We start from the raw sequence: 19,885 nt of genomic DNA on the forward strand, positions 1-19,885 counted from the left end.
GAATCATGACCAAGGGCCTCCGTCACTTCGACGAACTCGAAGCCGCCATCGACAGAGTGGCGGCGAGCTACAACGGCCAGCACGAGATCGACAGCCTGCAAAGTGCGGCGTTACCGAACCGTCGCGCCGTCATTGAAGCGCTCGACCACCTGAAGCCGGCGATCTACCTCGGCTTCTACGCGACGCGCCCGCTGGCACGCGGCAATCTGCGCTATGCCCTGAGCGAGCATCTCTACCCGGCGCACGAGATCCTCACCGAGCAGATCGGACGTGCCGTGCGCTTCGAGGCGATGACCGGACGGGCAGAAGTGGTCCGGGAGCCCGACTGGAGCGAAGGTGTTGTCCTGCGCCTGTTCGACCGTCTGCCGGCGTTGCGCGACCTGCTCGACCGTGACGTGCGGGCGGCTTACGACGGCGATCCGGCCGCCAAGAGCGTCGAGGAGGTGATCTTCAGCTACCCGGCCATCGAGGCAATCACGACCTACCGGATCGCCCACGAGCTCGGCAAGGAACACGTCCCGATGATTCCGCGGATCATGACCGAGAACGCGCATAGCCGCACGGGCATCGACATCCATCCCGGCGCCACCATCGGCCACAGTTTCTTCATCGATCACGGTACCGGCGTCGTCATCGGCGAAACCTCGGTCATTGGCAACAACGTCAAGCTCTATCAGGGCGTTACCCTCGGGGCTCTGAGCTTCCAGCGCGACGCCGACGGCGCGCTCATTCGCCATCGGAAGCGTCATCCGACGATTGAGGACGACGTCACCATCTACTCGGGGGCCACGATTCTGGGTGGCGACACGGTCATCGGTGCCGGGTCCGTAATCGGCGGCAACGTCTGGCTGGTCGGTTCCGTGCCGCCGCACAGCAAAGTCACCTTCGATTCCAACGCCCGCATCCGCAGCCAGGGTGCGCGCTGAAGCGCAATAATTGCGTGACAAACGCCCGGCGCTTGCATACTTGTGTAAGGTCCGAGACCCTCGAATCGCCGTATGCTTTCCCGCGCCAGAACCGCTTTCGCCTCGATCGCCGTAGCTGCCCTCGCCGCCGGAGTCCCGGTCCGTGCCGGCGCCCTGACTGCGTGTACGGCAGCAGACATCGTCGCGCAGGACGCGGCCAACTGCCCGCCGGGTCCGGGAAGCTGCACCATCAAGAAGAGCTTCGACATTCCTACCGGCTGCGTCCTCGACTTCGGCAACCGGAATGTCACGGTTGCCAACCTCGCCACCCTGGATATCAAGTCGGGAACCGTCAGCATCAAGGCCGGTGAGTTCACGGTCGCCGCAGGCGGTTCGGTCGAGGGCAGGGGGACCGGAACGACATCGCCAGGCGATACCGGCGGAACCCTGACCATTACGGCAACTGGCTCCGTCGCCGTGCAAAGGGCATCGAGTGCAGGCCGGATAGACGTTTCCGGAACGCAAACGAGCGGTAGCGTCACGATCAACGCCGATGGCAACGTCACCATCAACGGCCGCGTCATCGCCGAAAGCCTGACGGCCGCCGAGGGCGGCTTGATCGATATCACCGCCGGGGGAGACATCGTCAGTACCGCCGCGAGCAGGTTGTCGGTGGCCGGCAGCGGCGGGGGCAGCGGCGGGTCAGTGTACATCACCGCCGGCGGAAAGGCCGACCTCGGCGGGCCCATAGATCTCACCGGCTACGATGGTGGCGGACTCGACATCGTCGCCGATGCGCATGCGATCATCGGCGACGTCGAGGCGAAGGGCACCGGCTGGGGCTCCGGCATCAACATGGAAGAGGGTGCCGGCGGGACCGTCGATGCCGTTGCCGGCACGTACCTCAGGGTCGATGGCGTTATCCGCGCAGCCGGCTCCAACGGCGGCGCGGGGGGAGCCGTCGCCCTGACGGCAGATCGCGGCGACATAACGATCAACGCTCACCTCCTCGCCGAAGCTGGCCTACCGGAACCGACCGACTCGGGCGCCGACGGCGGCGAAGTCGCACTCGACGCGGCAGGCTCGGTAATCGTAACGAGCACCGGCAGAGTGTCCGCGCGCAGCGACGGCAACCTGGGGGATGGCGGCGAGATATACGTGGAAGCAGACCTGTCGCTCACCGTCGGTGGACTCATCGACGCATCCGGCGGCCTCGGTGGCGGCACCATAGACATCTACGCGACAGGCGGCATCACCACGACTGCGACCATCGACGCCAGCGGCCGAAATACCGGCAGCGCCGGCGGCTGGGTGACGCTGGCCGCAGCGGATACAGGTCTCGGGCCGGCGATTATCGGTGGACTCGTAACCGTAGGCGGCGGCGCTTGTTCGACCGAGAACGGCTGCGGCACCGCGGGCGCGGCCTATGTCGAAGGTTGCGATATCGTCGTTCAGAGTACCGGCAGTATCGACGCCCGCGCGGCTGACGGCGACGGTGGCATCTACCTGAGCGCTAACGAGCAGATTGATGTCGCCGGCTCCCTGCAGGCAACGGCAGCCAACAGCCCCAACCTGGACGGCAAGATCGAGTTCGAGTTCCCGAGCCGGAAATCGCCGATCATCGCCCCTGGCAAGGTCAACCCGGCGCCAGATCTCGTCGCGCGTGCCACATGCACGGCGCCGGGTACTCCGTTACTGTGCCTCGACCCCTGCCCGACCTGTGGAAACGGGGTCGTCGAATACCCTGAGACGTGCGACAACGACCCGGTTAGCTGCGACGGCTGCTCAAGGTACTGCAGTTACGAGAACTGTGACGACTCGGATCATTGCACGGTCGACTCGTGCGATCTGCTACTCGGATGCCATCACATCCGGCAGCTTGGCTGTAACACTGCCACTCCCACCGTGACACCGACGTCCACCCCGACACCGACACGGACGCAAACCCCCTCGCTTACCCCCACACCACCCCCTTCGCCGTCCCCGACCATCACGGCAACCGACACGCCGGTTCCGACGGGGACCCCGACGGCCCCACCGACGTTGACCGCGACCCTAACGGCAACGCCGACAGCAACCGAACCTCAGCCTCCCACGCCCACCTCGACGCCCACGCCGACGCCCGCCCCTTCGTCTACCCCGACACCGGCGCCGGGAACCTTTTCGCTCGACGGCGTCGTCCGTTACAACGCCAGCAGTCGCCCCGTCCCGGGTGCGTCCGTCAGCATTACCGGCACCCTCTCCGGGGCAACCGACACCAACTCGACCGGCGCCTTCGGTTTTACGTCCGTACCGCCCGGCACCGTTCAGATGGAGCCCCACAAGCTCGGCGATCAGCGCAACGGCATCAGTGCGCTGGACGCGTCGTACGTGCTGCAACGAGTCGTCGGTTCTCGCACATTCACGACCGAACAGACCGTAGCCTGCGACGTCACCGGCAACGGCTCGGTCAGCGCCCTGGACGCATCGCGCATCCTCCAGTACGTAGTGGGCCTGATCTCGCGCTTCGATGTTGCCAACAACTGCGCCTCGGACTGGGTTTTCTTCCCGAATCCGGCGCCCGAAGCGAATCAGTCGGTGAGCGCTGCGATCATCTCGCCCGGAACCTGCCAGCGCAGCCGTATCGTTTTCGATCCGCTCGCCACAAGCGCCGGTGGGCAGGATTTCGTCGCGGCACTGTTCGGCGACTGCACGATGAACTGGCAGCCCCCTGCGGGCGCCAGCAGCGGCGGTGCCGGTGAAGTTGCAGCGGATTCGGTCAGCGTCGGCTCGCCACAGCAGGGCCGAGGACGGGAGCTGCGGGTGCCCGTCGTGCTACGCCACGGACTCAGCTTCAAGGGCCTCGATCTGACCCTGAGCTACGATTCGACGGCATTGCGCGTCCTCGGCGTACACGCCACGGGCAGCGCCCGCCATGCACTGCTTGCCGTCAACTCGCAGGAAGCCGGAGTCATCCGTATAGCCATCGCCAGCGCGGAACCGGTATTGAGCGGCGGCCGGCCGATGCTCGCGTTGCGATTCGAGGGACGCGACCCCTACGCCGCGCGCCGACGCGTGCGCCTGCTCGGCACTCGCCTCGACGAAGGCCGCCCTGGGCGCTGACGTAATCACGGGCCGCCGGATTCCCGGAGCCGGAACCCCCGGAGCCGAAATCGCCGTCCCCGGAACCCGCGGGTGTAACCACGCGCCGGACCCTGACCTCTCGACCCGGAACTTGAGGCCTCCCCCCCACTCTCGGCTACACTGAGGCCATGGATCGCGCCCGGTTCGAAGCTCTGGTGCAGGAGGCGATCGACGCGCTACCTGAGGAATTCGCGCGCGAACTCGATAATGTTGCCATCGTTATCGAGGACGAGCCTGACGCGGAGGTCTTGCGCTCGGTCGGCCTCGACCCGCACGTCGACACCCTGTTTGGGCTCTACCAGGGGATCCCCCTACCCGAGCGCGGCATTTCGTACAGCGGTGCACTCCCCGACAAGATCAGTATCTACTACCGCCCGTTGCGGACAGCATGCCTGACCCCTGACCAGCTCCGCCGCGAGATCCGGACGACGTTGATTCACGAAATCGGGCACTACTTCGGCATGGACGACGACGAGATCGAGCGCCTGGGGTATTGACGGGACGTCGGCCAGCTCGCAGCTCACGGCACACCACGAACCACAACTGCCTCAGGTCGTCAGCCCGTACTTCTCCATCTTGCGATACAACCGCTGGCGGTCGATGCGGAGCAGGCGCGCCGCCTCGTTCTTGTTGCCACCGCTCCGTTCCAGGGCAGCAACGATATTGTCCCGTTCCAACTGCTCGAGCGGTACCGGCTCACGAATCGTCTCCCCGGATGTCGCGGCCTCCCCCCCACGCACGATCGCGGGGGGGAGATCCGCGAGCGTGATCTCGGGCTCGGCAGACAGCGCAAAGGCACGTTCGATGGCGTTCTGCAGCTCCCGGATGTTCCCGGGCCAGTAGTAGTCGACCAGCCTGGCCATGGCCGGAGCGGTGACGTGTTTGGCGCCGACTCCATAAACGCGGCTGAACTCCGCAATGAAGTGCTCTACCAGCAGCGGGATGTCTTCGCGTCGCTGGCGCAAAGGCGGAAGGTGAATCGGCACGACGTTCAGTCGGTAAAAAAGGTCGCTGCGGAATCGCCCCTCCCGAACCGCCTCCTCGACATTGCGGTTAGTCGCCGCGACGATACGAACATCGACCTGGACCGGTCTTGTCGACCCCAGGGGCGTCACCTCCTTCTCCTGAATGGCCCGCAGGAACTTGACCTGCAGCGGCAACGGGATCTCCGAGATCTCGTCGAGAAAGAGCGTCCCACCCTGAGCCGCCTGGAAGACCCCGGCGTGGTCATCGACGGCGCCGGTGAAGGCTCCCCTGCGGTGTCCGAACAGTTGACTCTCGAGCAGCGTCTCCGACAGGGCCCCGCAATTGATGGCGAGAAACGGGCGCTCCGCAAGCGGACCGTTGTTGTGAATCGTGCGCGCCACCAGCTCTTTGCCGGTGCCGTGCTCGCCCGTGATCAACACGTTGCTCTTGTTCTGCGCTACGGCATCGATGACACCGTAAATCTGTCGCATGCTAGAACTATTACCGATGATCTCCCCGAACCGGCCGATCGTGATGAGCTGTCGCTGCAGCGTGCTCACTTCCGCCCGCAGGCGCCGCAGCTCGAGAAGCCGCCCGGCGACCAGCAGCAACTCGTCCGGGTTGCACGGCTTGATCAGGTAGTCGCCTGCCCCGAGCTTCATCGCCTCGACCGCCGATTGGATCGTCCCGTGCCCGGTGAGCACGATCGTGGCCGCCTCGATGCCGCGGGCATGCATCTCCCGCAGGAGCTGCATTCCGTCCATAACCGGCATGTTGAGATCGGTGACGACGAGGTCGTAAGTCTGGACTTCGAGCAGCCGCAACGCTTCCTCGCCCGTGGACGCCGCGTCCACCTGATGCCCCTTGCGCGACAGGATCTTGGCCAACGTGCGCACCATGTTGGCCTCGTCCTCGACGAGCAACGTCCGCAACGGCGGGCTCATCGTGCTCCCCTGCCCTACTCCGCCACCGGGACTCACCTAAAAGACGGCTCCGCGCAGTTGCACGGGAACTCGATGGTGAAGGTGCTGCCGCGGTTTACCTGACTGCGCACCTGAATGTCGCCGTTGTAGCGCTTGACCACGGAGTGCACGACCGAAAGGCCGAGACCCGTCCCCTGGCCGGGGGCCTTGGTCGTAAAGAACGGATTGAAGATGTCGCGCAGGTGCTCGACGGGAATGCCGACACCGGTGTCGGAGAACTCGAGCTGCACCCATCCGCCGACCAGCGGTGCGGTGCGCAGGCGCAGCTCGCCGCCGTTCGGCATGGCCTGCACCGCATTGGTGATCAGGTTCAGGAAGATCTGCCGCAAAGCGTTCTGGTTGGCGCGGCACGTACGCAGCGGCGCGAAGTCGGTGATCACCCGAACGTCGCTGTTTTGCAGGCTCTTGTTCATCAACTGCAACGTGCGCCGTAGCAGGTCGTTGACGTCGACCTCCTCGAGCTCGGCGCGCGACTCGCGCGAAAACTCCAGGAGGTTGTTGATGATCTCCTGAACCCGATCCATCTCCTCGGTAGCGATGCGCAGGTCTTCCTTCACGTCGGGGTTGCCGCCGTCGACGATTTCCCCGAGGTCGTAGAGCGCGTTGGTGATGATACCGAGCGGATTGCGGATCTCATGCGCGATGCCGGCGGCGAGCTGACCGATGGCGGCCATCTTCTCCGACTGAATGAGCTGCGTCTCCAGGCGGCGCCGGTCCGAAACATCGACGCAGATCACCTGGAAGAAATGGTTGTGGCCGTATTCGATGAGACCGACGTTGAAGAACACCGGCACCAGTTCGCCGTCCGCCCCCCGCAGCAGCAGGTCCTCGCGGCTGGCGTGGCCCCGGGAACGGGCTTCGGCCAGAAGCCGCACGGCCCGCTCGCGCTGGCCGGACGGTAGGAGTTCGGTCATCTCGACGCCGATCAGGTGCTGTCGTCCGGTCTTCAGAATGCGCTCGGCCACGAGATTGGCGTCCAGGACCACTCCGGTTTCGTTATCGACCCTGAAGATCGCCGCCGGAGCGTTATCGATCGACTTCCGGTAGCTGGCCTCCTGCTCGCGCAACTCGCGCTCGCGCGCTTCCACGAAGAAGTCGGAGATGTGCAGCATGCGCTCCTCGAACTCCTGCTGGAAGAGCGCGTGTAGCGCGTGGAGAATCTCCGGCTGTTCGCGATACTCGGCCTGGAGATACTCGACGAGGATCTGCCGCATCTTCATCTGGCCGCTGAGAAACCGCGACGGCGGGAACTGCGATATGAAGGCCCGGTGTGCATGGCTGCGCAAATACACGTAAGTCTCCACATCGTCCGGGTTCGCGATATGGCGCACCCAGCGCACCATGGCCTCGCGCATGGCCCCGCGCAAATCCGCCCAGTCCGACGGCGGTATGCCGAGCGCCGGGCCGATCAGTCCCACCCAGTCGTCAACGGCCCGATCGACACGCGCAGCCAGGAATTCCGCCAGCGCGGCTCGCAACGCTCCCGGCCGCCGCGGCACGGTGAGCAGACCACAGCCGCGCATGTACCCCTCTATGCGCTTGAGGTGCACGTCCAGCGAAGAATCGTATACGGGGTCCATCTCCTCGAGGTCCTCCGGCGAACCGTCCGCAAATTCGCTGATATACCTTGCTTGTACCAAGGCCGCCGCCGACACACCAGCCACTCGACGTTCCACGATCCGGCGCTGGCAGCGGTCCACATGCGTGTAGGCCGTCCCCCCCGCAAAGCTTGTCCCGGCGAAAGCCGGGAGCGGGATTCCAGAAAACCCCCACCCACCTGGATTCCAGCTTGCGAGTCTGACGATAAACGGCCAAACACGGCTTCGACAAGCTCAGCCTGAACGCTGGTGCTCGCGCCGAGGGCGCGCGGCGCAGCGGTCGCGCAAACCCGGCTTCGACAAGCTCAGCCCGAACGGTGGCGGAATTGATTTCATTGGGTTTCCCCCGCTCACCCCGATTTACTGCCGCCGAATTTCTGCGCGGGGCGCGCAGAAATCGGCTGGGGAGGGCGAGGCTCCCGCCGAGCCGTCGTCAGACCCTTGCCGCGCCGCCACGGGCCGACCTCTGCCGCGCACCCTGACGGCGGCTCCGCATGTGCTATACAGCAATGTCGATGCCCTCGAACCTGCGACCGCGCGAGAGCGCGCCGTTCCGTCTGGTCGCAGACTTCGCGCCCTGCGGCGACCAGCAAAAGGCCATCGACGAGCTGGTTGCCGGCATCGGCCGCGGCACCCGCCAGCAGGTCCTCCTCGGCGTAACGGGCTCGGGCAAGACCTTCACGATGGCCAACGTGATCGCTCGCCTCGGCAAGCCGGCCCTGATCATGGCTCCGAACAAGACCCTTGCCGCGCAACTCTATAACGAACTCAAGGCGCTGTTCCCCGACAACGCCGTCCGTTACTTCGTCAGCTACTACGACTATTACCAGCCCGAGGCGTACGTCCCGAGCACCGACACTTACATCGAGAAGGACGCGTCGATAAACGACGAGATCGACAAGATGCGCCATTCGGCCACCAAGGCCCTGCTCGAACGCACCGACGTCCTGATCGTCGCCAGCGTCTCGTGCATCTACGGCCTCGGATCGCCGGAAGCGTACTTCGACATGCTGTTGTTCGTGGAGCGCGACAGCCGGCTCGACCGCGATTGCATCCTGCGCAAGCTGGTCGACATGCAGTACGAGCGCAACGACTTCGACTTCCACCGCGGCACCTTCCGCGTCCGCGGCGACGTCGTCGAGGTATTTCCCGCCTACGAGGAGGCCCGCGCCATACGACTGGAGCTCTTCGGCGACACCATCGATGCCATCGCGGAGGTTGACCCGCTGCGTGGCCAGGTGCTCCGCCGTCTCGATCGGGTCGCCATCTACCCCGCCAGCCACTACGTAACCAGCCGCGACCACCTGGAACGTGCCGTGGGCGCCATTCGGCGCGAACTGGCCGACCGCCTGCGCGCCTTGAAGGCGGCGGACAAGCTGCTCGAGGCCCAGCGCCTGGAACAGCGAACCATGTACGATCTCGAGCTGCTCAACGAGATGGGCTTTTGCCCCGGCATCGAGAACTACTCGCGTCACCTGACCGGCCGCGCCGCCGGCGACGCGCCACCCACCTTGTTGAACTACTTCCCTGACGACTGGCTCCTGTTCCTCGACGAGAGCCATGTGACCGTCCCGCAGATCGGCGGCATGTATCGCGGCGATCGCGCGCGCAAGGAGACGCTGGTGGAATACGGCTTCCGCCTGCCCTCGGCGCTCGACAACCGCCCCCTCAATTTCGAGGAATTCGAGGCCCTGACTCGCGAGGTGATCTACGTCTCCGCGACCCCGGGCGACTACGAGCTGCGGCGCACCGCGGGCGTCGTTGTCGAGCAGCTCATCCGACCCACCGGGCTGATGGACCCCGAAATAGCGGTGCGCTCGGCGCGCGATCAGGTCGACAACCTGCTGGAAGAGATCCGCGTGCGCGTCGCCCGCAACGAGCGCGTGCTGGTCACCACGCTGACGAAAAAGATGGCCGAAGACCTCACCGACTACTATCGCGAACTCGGCCTGCGTGTTCGCTACCTGCACGCCGACGTCGAAACGCTCGAACGAGTCGAACTCATCCGCGACCTGCGGCGCGGCGTGTTCGACGTCCTCGTCGGCATCAACCTGCTCCGCGAGGGACTGGACCTGCCCGAGGTTTCCCTGGTCGCCATCCTCGACGCCGACAAGGAAGGCTACCTGCGCTCGACGCGCTCTCTGATCCAGACCATCGGCCGGGCCGCGCGCAACGTCAACGGGACGGTGATCATGTATGCTGACAAGATCACCGAATCGATGCGCCGCGCCATCGACGAAACCGACCGCCGGCGCGCGGTCCAGGCGGCCTACAACGCCGAGCACGGGATCACGCCGCAGACCATACGGAAGGCGATCGCCGGTTCCTGGACCGAAACGGCCGAGGCCGACTACGTGGACCTAGCCACGATCGCCGAAGCCGAAGACGAGTACGTACCCCTGGCCGAGATCCCCGGCCGGGTCGCGGCCCTGCAGAAAGAGATGCGCGCCGCAGCGGCCGAACTCGATTTCGAGCGCGCCGCCGAGCTGCGCGACGAGATCCATCGTCTTCGCCAGCACGAACTGGCGGCCCGCGGCACGGCCCCCGCCGCTTCCCTTGACGCTTCCGAAGGCGGGCCGTAGAAAGCGCAGACAACAGAACCGCACGCTGAGAGGTGGGGCATGAAGTTCCGACGAATTAACGGCACGCTGGCACTGACGTTGCTGTCGACCGTGGCAATGCCCGTTCCGGGCCGGGCGGACCCCGGCGTCGCCCCGGCAGGTGCGTCAAAGGTGCTGGCCGAACCCGGCGTCGCTGCCGACGTGACGGCCAAGTTCGAGACCTTCTGCAAGGAATGGATGGGTAAACTCGCCGCCCGCGAACGCGACAACGTCGCCAACATTAAATGGGACAAGCAGGCCGTCGGCGTGGTCGGAGCGTACACCGGCTACAGTCAGGAACACACCTGCCTGCTGAAGTCGGGCACCGGCGCGGTCCCCATCGGCAAGATCGTGTACGTCGAAACCCGCTACGAAAAGAGCGGCAACACCCCCACGGAAGCCCGGGGCAGTGCGCCGAAGCCGATCGAGGCCGTCGAAGTCACGGAGATCTTCCGATACAAGAGCGGCAAGTGGGAATTCTGAAGCCGCCACGCAAGGCCTGGGCGGGTCGCATGACCGAGCCCACGGACCGTCGCGTCGAGGCCTTTACTACATCATATCCGATCGACTGCCGGCTGTACCCGTACGACATCGCCGGCAGCGTCGCCCATTGCCGGATGCTCGCCCGCCAGCGCATCATTCCGCCACGCGAGGCCAGGCGCATTGTCGCCGCCCTGCAAGAGATCTTGCGTGAACTCGACGGTGGCTCCTTCCCAACCGATCCGGCGGACGAGGACATTCATATGGCCATCGAGCGCCGCCTGATCGAGAAGGTCGGGCCCGTCGGTGGCAAGCTCCACACGGCGCGCAGCCGCAATGACCAGGTTGCCCTCGATCTGCGTTTGTTCATGCGCGCCGCCCTGAGCGAAATCGACCAGCGGCTCGTCGCCCTGCGGCGCGCCTTTGCCGCCCTCGCCACTCGCCATGCGGCTCTGGTCATGCCCGGGTACACGCACCTGCAGCCGGCACAACCGGTTCTGCTGGCGCACCATCTCCTCGCCTATGCCACGATGCTGGAACGCGACCGCGAGCGGTTCCGGGACTGCGGCAACCGACTCAACGAGCTGCCGCTCGGTTCGGGGGCCCTTGCCGGCACCACCTTTCCGATCGACCGCGAGTTCGTGGCGCGCGAACTCGGCTTCGCGCGCCTCAGCACTAACAGCATGGACGCGGTCAGCGACCGCGACTTCGCCCTCGAGTTTCTCGCCGCCGCCGCCATCCTCGGCGTCCACCTGAGCCGCTTCGCGGAGGACCTGATCCTCTGGTGTTCGCAGGAGTTCGGGTTCGTCGAGCTGCCGGACGCCTTCGCCACCGGCAGCTCGATAATGCCGCAGAAGAAAAACCCCGACGTAGCCGAGCTGGTCCGCGGCAAGAGCGGCCGCCTCAACGGTAACCTGGTGGCTCTTCTGACCACGCTCAAAGGCTTGCCGCTGACATACAACCGCGACCTCCAGGAGGACAAGCAGCCGGTGTTCGACACCGTCGATACGGTGTCCGCCTGTCTCGCGGTGCTCGCCGCGATGGTGCCGAAGCTGCGCTTCAACCGCGAGCGCCTGCAAGCCGCGGCAACGCGCGGCTTCACGCTGGCCACCGAGTTGGCGGACTACCTGAGCACCAGGGGAGTACCGTTCCGCGAGGCTCACGGCATCGTCGGCGAAATCGTCCGTCATTGCCTGACCACCGGCAGGCAACTGCAGGACCTCGATGTCAAGGAGTTGCAGGGCTTTTCCCCGCGCTTTGCCCCCGACGTACGGGCCTGGCTCTCCGCGGAGGCTGCCGTGGCACGCCGCCGGGCACCGGGCGGCACGGCGCCGGAGAACGTCAGGAAGCAACTGCGGAGGCTGGCGAAGTGAGCCCACTCGCAAAGCGCCGGCGAGCCGGATGGGGCCTGTTGCCGATCGCGATCCTGGGCGCCGTCGCGGCCTGCGGCCGGAAGGGCGCGCCGCGGCCCCCGCAAGATGTCGTGCCGGCCTCGATTACCGACCTCACGGCGACCCAGACTCCAACCGGTATCGAACTCGCCTGGTCACGGCCGACAACGTTCGCAGACGGCAAGCGTTTGCAGGAACTCGCCGGATTCGCGGTCGACCGCTGGACCGAGGTCGGCGCCGACGCGCCGCCCGGACGACTGGCCGAACTCCCCGTCACCGACCGCGAGCGCTTCCGCAAGATCAAACGTTTCGTCTATCTCGACACCACCACGATCGTGGGGATCTCCTACCGCTATCGGGTTGTGTCTTATACGGACGACGGTTACGTTAGCGGCCCGTCCAACCTGGTGGCAATCACCCGGCATGCGGGAGGGCAAGGTCCGGATGCATCACTTCCACCGCCGCAACGGTGAGCTGTACGCCGAAGACGTACCCGTGCGGGAGATCGCGGCGCACCTCGGCACGCCCTGCTACGTCTACAGCCTGGCCACGCTGCGGCGGCACTTCCGCGTCTTCGACGAGGCCTTCGAGGCGATCGATCATGTCGTCTGCTTCTCGGTCAAAGCGAATTCGAACCTCGCGGTACTGCGTACCTTCGTCAACGAAGGCGGCGGTTTCGACATTGTCTCGGGCGGCGAGCTCTTCCGCGCCCTGCGCGCGGGAGCCGATCCGGCCAAGATCGTCTTCTCGGGCGTCGGCAAATCGCGCGATGAGATCCGGGCCGCTCTCGCCGCCGGCATTCTGATGTTCAACGTCGAATCGCCCGGGGAATTGGACGCGATTAGCGACGTGGCTGCCGCCATGAAGCGTCAGGCAAGGGTTGCGCTGCGCGTCAACCCGGATGTCGATCCACAGACGCACCCGTATATCTCGACGGGCCTCAAAAAGAGCAAGTTCGGCATCCACATTCAGCGCTCGCTCGAAGACTACCGTCGCGCGCGCTCCCTCCCTTACGTCGAGGTCGTCGGCATCGACTGCCACATCGGGTCGCAGTTGACCACGGTCCCGCCGTTCGTCGACGCTCTGCAACGCATCCGCGAACTGGCCGAGCGGCTGCGCGGCGAGGACTTCGACATCCGCTTCATCGACATGGGGGGTGGTCTGGGCATCACCTACAATGACGAACATCCACCCCAGCCGCGCGAGTACGCCACGGCGATCGTCGAGGGTCTGCGCGGCCTCGACGTAACGCTCATCCTGGAGCCCGGTCGCGTCATCGCCGGTAACGCCGGCATGCTGCTGACGCGCGTGCTCTACCTCAAGGGCACCGACGAGAAGAACTTCGTCGTCGTCGATAGCGGCATGAACGACCTCATCCGCCCCGCCCTGTACGGATCCTTCCAGGCCGTCGAACCGGCCCTGCTGCGCAACGGCGAAGGCTTCACCGCCGACGTCGTCGGCCCGGTGTGCGAGAGCGGCGACTTCCTCGCCAAGGACCGCCGTCTGCCGGCAATCGAGCCCGGGGATCTGTTGGCCGTGATGAGCGCCGGCGCCTACGGTTTTGTCATGTCGTCGAATTACAACACTCGCCCCCGTCCTCCCGAGGTTCTCGTCGCCGGCAGCGAGATTCACGTAATCCGCGCCCGCGAGACGGAGGAGGATCTGGTACGCGGCGAAACCATCCCGGCGTTCCTGCAATGACGAGGGACACCCTGCGTTTCACCAAGATGCACGGGATCGGCAACGATTACGTGTACGTCGACTGTTTCTCGCAAACCGTGCCCGATCCGGCGGCGCTGGCTCGGCGCGTGAGTCCCCGGCGCACCGGTATCGGGGCCGACGGCGTCATCCTGATCTGCCCTTCGAGCGTCGCGGATGCGCGCATGGAGATGTACAACGCCGACGGCAGTCGAGGAGAGATGTGCGGCAACGGCATTCGTTGCGTGGCGCGCTACCTGTACGACCACGGCATCGCGCCGCGGTCGCCGCTGCGCATCGAGACCGACGCCGACGTTAAGACCCTCGAACTGAAGCTCGCCGGAAACCGCGTGCAGGCAATCACCGTCGACATGGGCGAGCCGATCCTCGACGGACCATACATTCCCGTGGCGGCGGAGGGTCGCGTCGTCGATGCACCGCTGCGGGTCGCCAACAGCGAGTATCGCGTCACCTGCATATCGATGGGCAATCCACACTGCGTCGTGTTCACTACCGGCATCGAACGCCTCGATCTGGCCACGCTCGGTCCGGCTTTCGAACAGCATCCCTTCTTCCCCAGGCGCGTGAACACCGAATTCGTCGATGTGGTCGGCGCCGACGAGGTGCGCATGCGGGTCTGGGAGCGCGGCTCGGGTGAGACGGCAGCTTGCGGTACCGGTGCGTGCGCCGTCGTTGTGGCAGGAGTGCTGACCGGCCGCTGCGCGCGGTCGACGCTCGTCCACCTGACAGGCGGCGACCTGCGAATTGAGTGGCGCGAAAGCGACAACCACGTCCTCATGACCGGGCCGGCCGAGGAAGTGTTCAGCGGCGAGATTCAGCTTCGAGAGGTGCCCAATGTTTAGTGGCTCGATGACGGCAATCGTCACTCCATTCCGCAACGGCGAGGTCGATACCGAAGCGCTCGACCGCTTGATCGAGTTCCAGCTCGCCAACGGCACGTCGGCCATCGTGCCGTGCGGCAGCACCGGCGAGTCGGCAACCCTCAGCCACCGTGAGCACGCCGACATCGTGCGCTTCGTAGTCCGGGTAGTGCGGGGTCGCGTACCCGTGATCGCCGGTACCGGGTCCAACTCTACGACCGAGGCGATCGAGCTGACGTGCGCCGCCAAGGAAGCCGGGGCGAGCGCGTCGCTCCTGATCTCGCCCTACTACAACAAGCCGACGCAGGAAGGCATCTATCGGCACTACAAGGCCATTGCCGATGCCGCTCGCTACCCCTTGATCGTCTACAACATCCCCGGACGCACCGGCATGAAAATCGAAGCCACGACGATCGCGCGCCTCGCCGAGCTCGAGTACATCGTGGGCCTGAAGGAATCTACCGGCTCGCTCGACGAAGTGCAGGAGTGCATCCGCCTGACCGACGGACGCATCGACGTCTACAGCGGCGACGACTCGCTGACCCTGCCGATCGTGGCCGTCGGCGGCACCGGCGTGATCTCGGTCGTGGCCAACATCCTGCCGAGGCAGAGTGCCGACCTGGTCAGAGCGGCGATCGAAGGCGACTATGACACCGCGCGGCGACTGAACTACCAGATGCTGCCGTTGATCCGTGCCCTGTTCCTCGAAACCAACCCGATTCCCGTCAAGGCGGCGCTGGCGATGATGGAGTACTGCCGCGACGAACTGCGCCTGCCCCTGGTTCCGATGACCGATGGCGCCCGCGCCAGGCTGCGCGGTGTGATGCAGTCGTACGGGTTGATCTAGCGGACGACCGTCCGGCGGGAACCGACGCCGGAGACCGACCCCGCGCCGTGTTCACCTGCGTTAGTTCGTGCCCCGCCTCTCCCGCCCCGCGTCGCATCCGGCTTCGATACCCGGGCGCCGCGGCGGGCGAAGCGGCCACAACGAAGGAGCACCGATGCCAACGCGAATGATCGTCTGCGGTGCGGCTGGCCGCATGGGCAGAATGCTGGTGACGTTGATCGCGCAGAATCCCGCCGCGGTGCTGGCCGGTGCCATCGAAGTGCCCGGGCATGGAAGCCTCGGCGCCGATGCCGGCACGCTCGCCGGCGTCGCGCCGCAACACGTGGCAATCGCCGACCGTCTCGCCGCGGCGGCCGGACCGGATACGGTGATCCTCGATTTCACGAATGCCGAGGCTGCCCTCGCCAATCTGCGCACGGCGGTGGATTGCGGCAGTGCGATGGTAATCGGATCGACCGGGTTCTCGGCGGCGCAGCAGTCGGAGATCGACGCCCTGGCGCCGCGCATTCGCAGCGTGGTGGCGGCGAACATGAGCGTCGGCATCACGGTCCTGCACCGCCTGATTCAGGCGGCAGCTACGACGTTGGGTCCCGACTTCGATGCGGAGATTGTCGAAATGCACCACCGCCTCAAGGTGGACGCTCCGAGCGGAACCGCACTGGCTCTGGCGCGCACCCTGGCCGCCGCCTCCGGTCTAACCTTTCCCGACGACATCGTCTCGGCGCGCGCCGGCGTAATCGGCAAGCGCACCGACCGCGAGATCGGCGTCATGGCCCTGCGGGGCGGGGATGTGGTGGGCGATCACACGGTGATCTTCGCCGGTTCCGGCGAGCGCATCGAGCTGACGCACCGCGCCCACAGCCGCGAATGCCTCGCCCGCGGCGCGGTGCGGGCGGCGCTATGGATCGCCGGCCAGCCCGTAGGTCGTTACGGCATGGCCGATGTGCTCGGGCTGTGAACCGCCCCGCCTGATCGGAGCCGCACGCAACAACTCGGCAAGGCAAGTCGACCGGCGAAGCCGCGGACTACGCGACCGCGGCGGCTCGGTCCTCTTCGTCGGCGGGGGCCGTCAACTGTTCGATGACCGCAAACAGGCGGGCCGCCTGGATGGGTTTGGCGACGTACGCGTCCATACCCGCCGCAAGGCACCGGTCATCGTCCCCCTTCAGGGCATGCGCGGTCATGGCAACGATGGGTGTGTGCAGACCGGCCGCCCTTTCGTGTTCGCGAATCGCGGCGGTTGCCTGGAAGCCGTCCATTTCCGGCATCTGGACGTCCATCAGGATGATGTCGAAGCGCTCCCGCAGCGCGGCAGCGACGGCCTCGACACCGTTGACCGCCACCTCGGCACGGTGTCCACGGCGTTCGAGAAGCCGCAGGGCCAGCTTCCGATTGACTGCGTTGTCCTCGGCCACGAGCACCTTCAACGAACGCCCACTCTCGGCGGCTCCCGGCGCCGGCTCGGCATGACGCAGCGTCTCCACGACCCGCACCCGACCGGCGCCCCTTTCCAAAGCGGCGGTGAAATGAAAAATACTGCCGACACCGACCGTACTCTCCGCCCAGATCCGTCCCTGCATCATCCCCACGAGCCGCGTCGAGATCGTCAGACCGAGGCCCGTGCCCCCGTACCGGCGGGTGGTCGAACTATCGGCCTGCTCGAAGGGGTGGAAAATTGCCTCCAACCGTTCCGCCGGTATGCCCACGCCAGTGTCCCGTACCGAGAAGTGTAAACGGACGGGCCCGGCCTCGTCTCGGGCCAAATCCTCGCCATGAACCAGATCGACGGTCAGGGCAACTCGGCCCTTCTCGGTAAACTTCAGCGCATTGCCGACAAGATTGATCACCACCTGGCGCAGCCGGCCCGGGTCGCCGACCAGATCGTCGGGTACGTCGGCGTCGACTGCGTAGGTCAACCCGACACCCTGGGCGCCCGCCCGCGGCCCCAGCAACTTCACGATCTCGGTAAGGACCTCTCGCAGGCCGAATTCCAAAGCTTGCAGCTCCAACTTCCCGGCCTCGATCTTCGAGAAGTCGAGGATGTCGTCGATCACCGTCATCAGGGCCTCCGCCGACGAAAGGGCGAGATCGAGATACTCCTTCGGCTCGGGCGCCACGTCGCAACCCAACGCCAACTCGGTCATGCCGACAATGCCGTTCAAGGGCGTGCGGATCTCGTGGCTCATGTTGGCAAGGAACTCGCTCTTCGCCTGTGCCGCCGCTTCGGCGCCTTCCTTGGCCCGAACCAGCTCCTCTTCCATGCACTTGCGGTCGGTAACGTCTCTGGCCACCGACTGAAATCCCGTTACCGTCCCGTCTGCAATGATCAACGTGACGTTCTGGCCCAGCCAGATCTCACGGCCGTCGCGCGTTATGACCGGAAGCTCGTTGTACGTCGCGGGAATTTGCTTAACGAACTGTCGGCCGTAGAAGCGCGACACCTCCGTACGGACGTCGGGACGCACGAGTTCCAGGTAGTGGCGGCCCATCAGGTCTTCGGGGTCGAACCCGAGGATCCGCGAGGCGGGCGGGTTGGCGTACGTGAACTGCCCGACCGCGTTGGCCCGGTAGATGATGTCGGAGGCCTGCTCGACCAGGTCGCGATAGCGCGATTCGCTCTGCGCCAGTTCCAGCTCCCGCTGCCGCAAGGCCGCACGACCCTGCTCGCTGACGTACGCAACGTACACGGAGGCCGCCATCAGCGCCGTCGCCAGGACCGCCGGATTCGGCAACGCCGCGGCGAGCGTCCCCGCCACCTCGATGGTGCTCCACAACATCGGCGGAAGCATCGACAGAACGCTGACCAGTTGCCGGCGCCAGCCCCAGGGCAGCATCGCGGCAACCACCAGCGCATAGGTGCACAGAAACATCGGCGGATTGACGATGTCCCCGGTGAGAATCGCATTCGACGCGGCCCCGGCCGACAACGTCACCCCAACGGCAAACGACACGGGAACCGCCACCGCCATACGCCAGCGCGTTTGCAGGACCAGCCACTCGGCGACCAGGACACCGGCCTCCACCGCGCGCACGCGGAGGATGGCGTTGAGGTTGGGATGGTGCCCAAGCCCATCGCCAATCAGCCTGAAAGCGACCATGGCCAGAATCGCGGGTATTCCTGCCGACATGCGCGCGGCAACCGATTGGTCGGCGATTTCGCTCCGCCACCAGGCGGAGGGGCGTTCCCGACGACTGGGCAAAGGTTCAGCCATTGAGCCGAGTCGGGATTTTGCAACTGCCATGCCGGTCGCCATCCCACCCTCTCCCGCGTGACCGCCGCGCCGTCTGCCCCGGCGAGGAAACGCATCTCACCGACCTAATTCTGACGTTACCAGCCATTGCCGCGATTCGTTGACGCCGTGCACGCAGATGCCGTGCGCTTCGCCATGCGCTGCCGGCAGGCCCGGCACCGGGCCGTCCTTACGTCGACTCGGTCGGTGCAGAAAGGGTCAGCACAGGACGCACAGCCGTGTCGGCCGGCACGCTCGGCGAACCCGGTCGGCCCGGATCGCAGCCGGCCTCACATCGGGCAGGATCGGCGTCGCGCGGACGCGCCCCGAAGTCTCGATGCCTCCGCTTTTCGATGCCAATTCGGAACGTATGTGTAGCACCCTGGCGACGCCCGACGGTTCTGGACTTGGCATCGACTTCGGAGCACTCTCGGTGCACGTCCGCACGCTACGGAGGTCCCCGATGATCGATCTTTACACGGCGCCGACGCCGAATGGGTGGAAAGCGTCCATATGCCTCGAGGAGCTGGGCCTGCCCTACGAGGTCCACACCATCAACCTGCTCGCCGGCGAGCAGAAGGCCGCGGAATACGTTCGCATCAATCCCAACGGGAGAATTCCCACCGTCGTCGATCGCGACGAAGGTGACTTCCCGGTTTTCGAGTCCGGCGCGATCCTCATTTACCTCGCCGAGAAAACCGGCAAGCTGCTGCCCACGGACCGGAAGGGACGCTCCGTGACGATCCAGTGGCTGATGTTCCAGATGGCGGGCGTTGGGCCGATGATGGGGCAGGCCAACGTCTTCTATCGCTACTTCCCGGAGAAGATCCAGCCAGCGATCGACCGCTACCAGAACGAGAGCCGCCGGCTGTTCGAGGTCCTGAACACGCGGTTGACCGGGCGCGACTGGCTGGCGGACGACTACTCGATTGCCGACATCGCGAACTGGGCGTGGGTACGGACCTACAGGTGGTCGGGGGTGTCGATCGACGGGCTCGACGCCCTGCGGGGATGGATGGACCGTATGGCCGCACGCCCGGCCTGCCGGCGCGGGGTCGAGGTGCCGTTCAAACTGCCGAGCCTGACCGAAAACGACACGGGCGACGAAGCACGGGAGTTCGCGCAGGGCGCGGCAACGCTCGTACAGCGGTAGCAACGCGCGCGGAGCGGGCGTTGCATCGGT

The 19,885-nt window shown here is 65.8% G+C and carries 15 protein-coding genes; 12 read left to right on the forward strand and 3 right to left on the reverse strand.

The features are described 5' to 3' along the window. The first annotated feature begins 5 nt into the window (after positions 1-5). The 3 genes from L6Q96_11805 to L6Q96_11815 all read left to right on the forward strand — a co-directional run bounded on the left by L6Q96_11805 (position 6) and on the right by L6Q96_11815 (position 4,525). A complete protein-coding gene (locus tag L6Q96_11805) occupies positions 6-926 on the forward strand; it encodes a serine O-acetyltransferase (GenBank protein ID MCK6555244.1) in 921 nt (306 codons plus the stop codon). Positions 927-998: 72 nt separating this feature from the next. Further along, positions 999-4,007 carry a dockerin type I domain-containing protein gene (locus tag L6Q96_11810; GenBank protein ID MCK6555245.1) on the forward strand — a complete coding sequence of 1,003 codons (3,009 nt, stop codon included), beginning with the start codon at positions 999-1,001 and terminating at the stop codon, positions 4,005-4,007. A gap of 149 nt (positions 4,008-4,156) precedes the next feature. Further along, positions 4,157-4,525 (forward strand): metallopeptidase family protein, encoded by a 369-nt coding sequence (locus L6Q96_11815; GenBank protein MCK6555246.1) that lies wholly within the window; start codon positions 4,157-4,159, stop codon positions 4,523-4,525. Between the two features lie 51 nt (positions 4,526-4,576). On the opposite strand, the gene L6Q96_11820 is transcribed toward L6Q96_11815, so the two are convergent. Next, the gene (locus L6Q96_11820) at positions 4,577-5,938 is read right to left on the reverse strand and encodes a sigma-54 dependent transcriptional regulator (GenBank protein MCK6555247.1); all 1,362 of its coding nucleotides are present in this window, start codon (positions 5,936-5,938) and stop codon (positions 4,577-4,579) included. 32 nt (positions 5,939-5,970) lie between these two features. Next, positions 5,971-7,557 (reverse strand): ATP-binding protein, encoded by a 1,587-nt coding sequence (locus L6Q96_11825; GenBank protein MCK6555248.1) that lies wholly within the window; start codon positions 7,555-7,557, stop codon positions 5,971-5,973. 533 nt (positions 7,558-8,090) lie between these two features. On the opposite strand from L6Q96_11825, the gene uvrB reads away from it, so the two are divergent. From uvrB to dapB, 8 genes are all read left to right on the forward strand, one after another. After that, positions 8,091-10,157: an excinuclease ABC subunit UvrB gene (gene uvrB, locus L6Q96_11830; GenBank protein ID MCK6555249.1), complete on the forward strand. Its 2,067-nt coding sequence runs from the start codon at positions 8,091-8,093 to the stop codon at positions 10,155-10,157. 39 nt (positions 10,158-10,196) lie between these two features. Further along, positions 10,197-10,658 carry a hypothetical protein gene (locus tag L6Q96_11835; GenBank protein MCK6555250.1) on the forward strand — a complete coding sequence of 154 codons (462 nt, stop codon included), beginning with the start codon at positions 10,197-10,199 and terminating at the stop codon, positions 10,656-10,658. 29 nt (positions 10,659-10,687) lie between these two features. Beyond that, entirely contained in the window at positions 10,688-12,028 is a 1,341-nt protein-coding gene (gene argH / locus L6Q96_11840) for an argininosuccinate lyase (GenBank protein MCK6555251.1), read from the forward strand. After that, the gene (locus L6Q96_11845; protein MCK6555252.1) at positions 12,025-12,519 is read left to right on the forward strand and encodes a hypothetical protein; all 495 of its coding nucleotides are present in this window, start codon (positions 12,025-12,027) and stop codon (positions 12,517-12,519) included. The genes argH and L6Q96_11845 overlap by 4 nt, the downstream gene beginning before the upstream one ends. Then, complete coding sequence (gene lysA / locus L6Q96_11850) at positions 12,491-13,747, forward strand: diaminopimelate decarboxylase (GenBank protein MCK6555253.1); 1,257 nt, start codon at positions 12,491-12,493, stop codon at positions 13,745-13,747. Before L6Q96_11845 ends, lysA begins: the two co-directional genes overlap by 29 nt. Continuing rightward, positions 13,744-14,607, forward strand: coding sequence for a diaminopimelate epimerase (dapF, locus tag L6Q96_11855; protein MCK6555254.1), 864 nt, complete (start codon positions 13,744-13,746; stop codon positions 14,605-14,607). The genes lysA and dapF overlap by 4 nt, the downstream gene beginning before the upstream one ends. Beyond that, on the forward strand, positions 14,600-15,472 hold the full coding sequence (dapA, locus tag L6Q96_11860; protein ID MCK6555255.1) for a 4-hydroxy-tetrahydrodipicolinate synthase: 873 nt from the start codon (positions 14,600-14,602) through the stop codon (positions 15,470-15,472). The genes dapF and dapA overlap by 8 nt, the downstream gene beginning before the upstream one ends. 154 nt (positions 15,473-15,626) lie before the next feature. Then, a complete protein-coding gene (dapB, locus tag L6Q96_11865) occupies positions 15,627-16,430 on the forward strand; it encodes a 4-hydroxy-tetrahydrodipicolinate reductase (GenBank protein ID MCK6555256.1) in 804 nt (267 codons plus the stop codon). A 67-nt stretch (positions 16,431-16,497) separates the two neighbouring features. Here dapB and L6Q96_11870 read toward each other — a convergent pair whose 3' ends face one another. Further along, on the reverse strand, positions 16,498-18,600 hold the full coding sequence (locus tag L6Q96_11870) for an ATP-binding protein (protein MCK6555257.1): 2,103 nt from the start codon (positions 18,598-18,600) through the stop codon (positions 16,498-16,500). Between the two features lie 565 nt (positions 18,601-19,165). Between L6Q96_11870 and L6Q96_11875 the strand changes: the two genes are divergently transcribed. Beyond that, entirely contained in the window at positions 19,166-19,855 is a 690-nt protein-coding gene (locus L6Q96_11875; GenBank protein MCK6555258.1) for a glutathione S-transferase N-terminal domain-containing protein, read from the forward strand. Positions 19,856-19,885 lie beyond the last annotated feature (30 nt).

Source organism: Candidatus Binatia bacterium (assembly GCA_023150935.1).
Lineage (GTDB): Bacteria > Desulfobacterota > Binatia > HRBIN30 > HRBIN30 > JAKLJW01.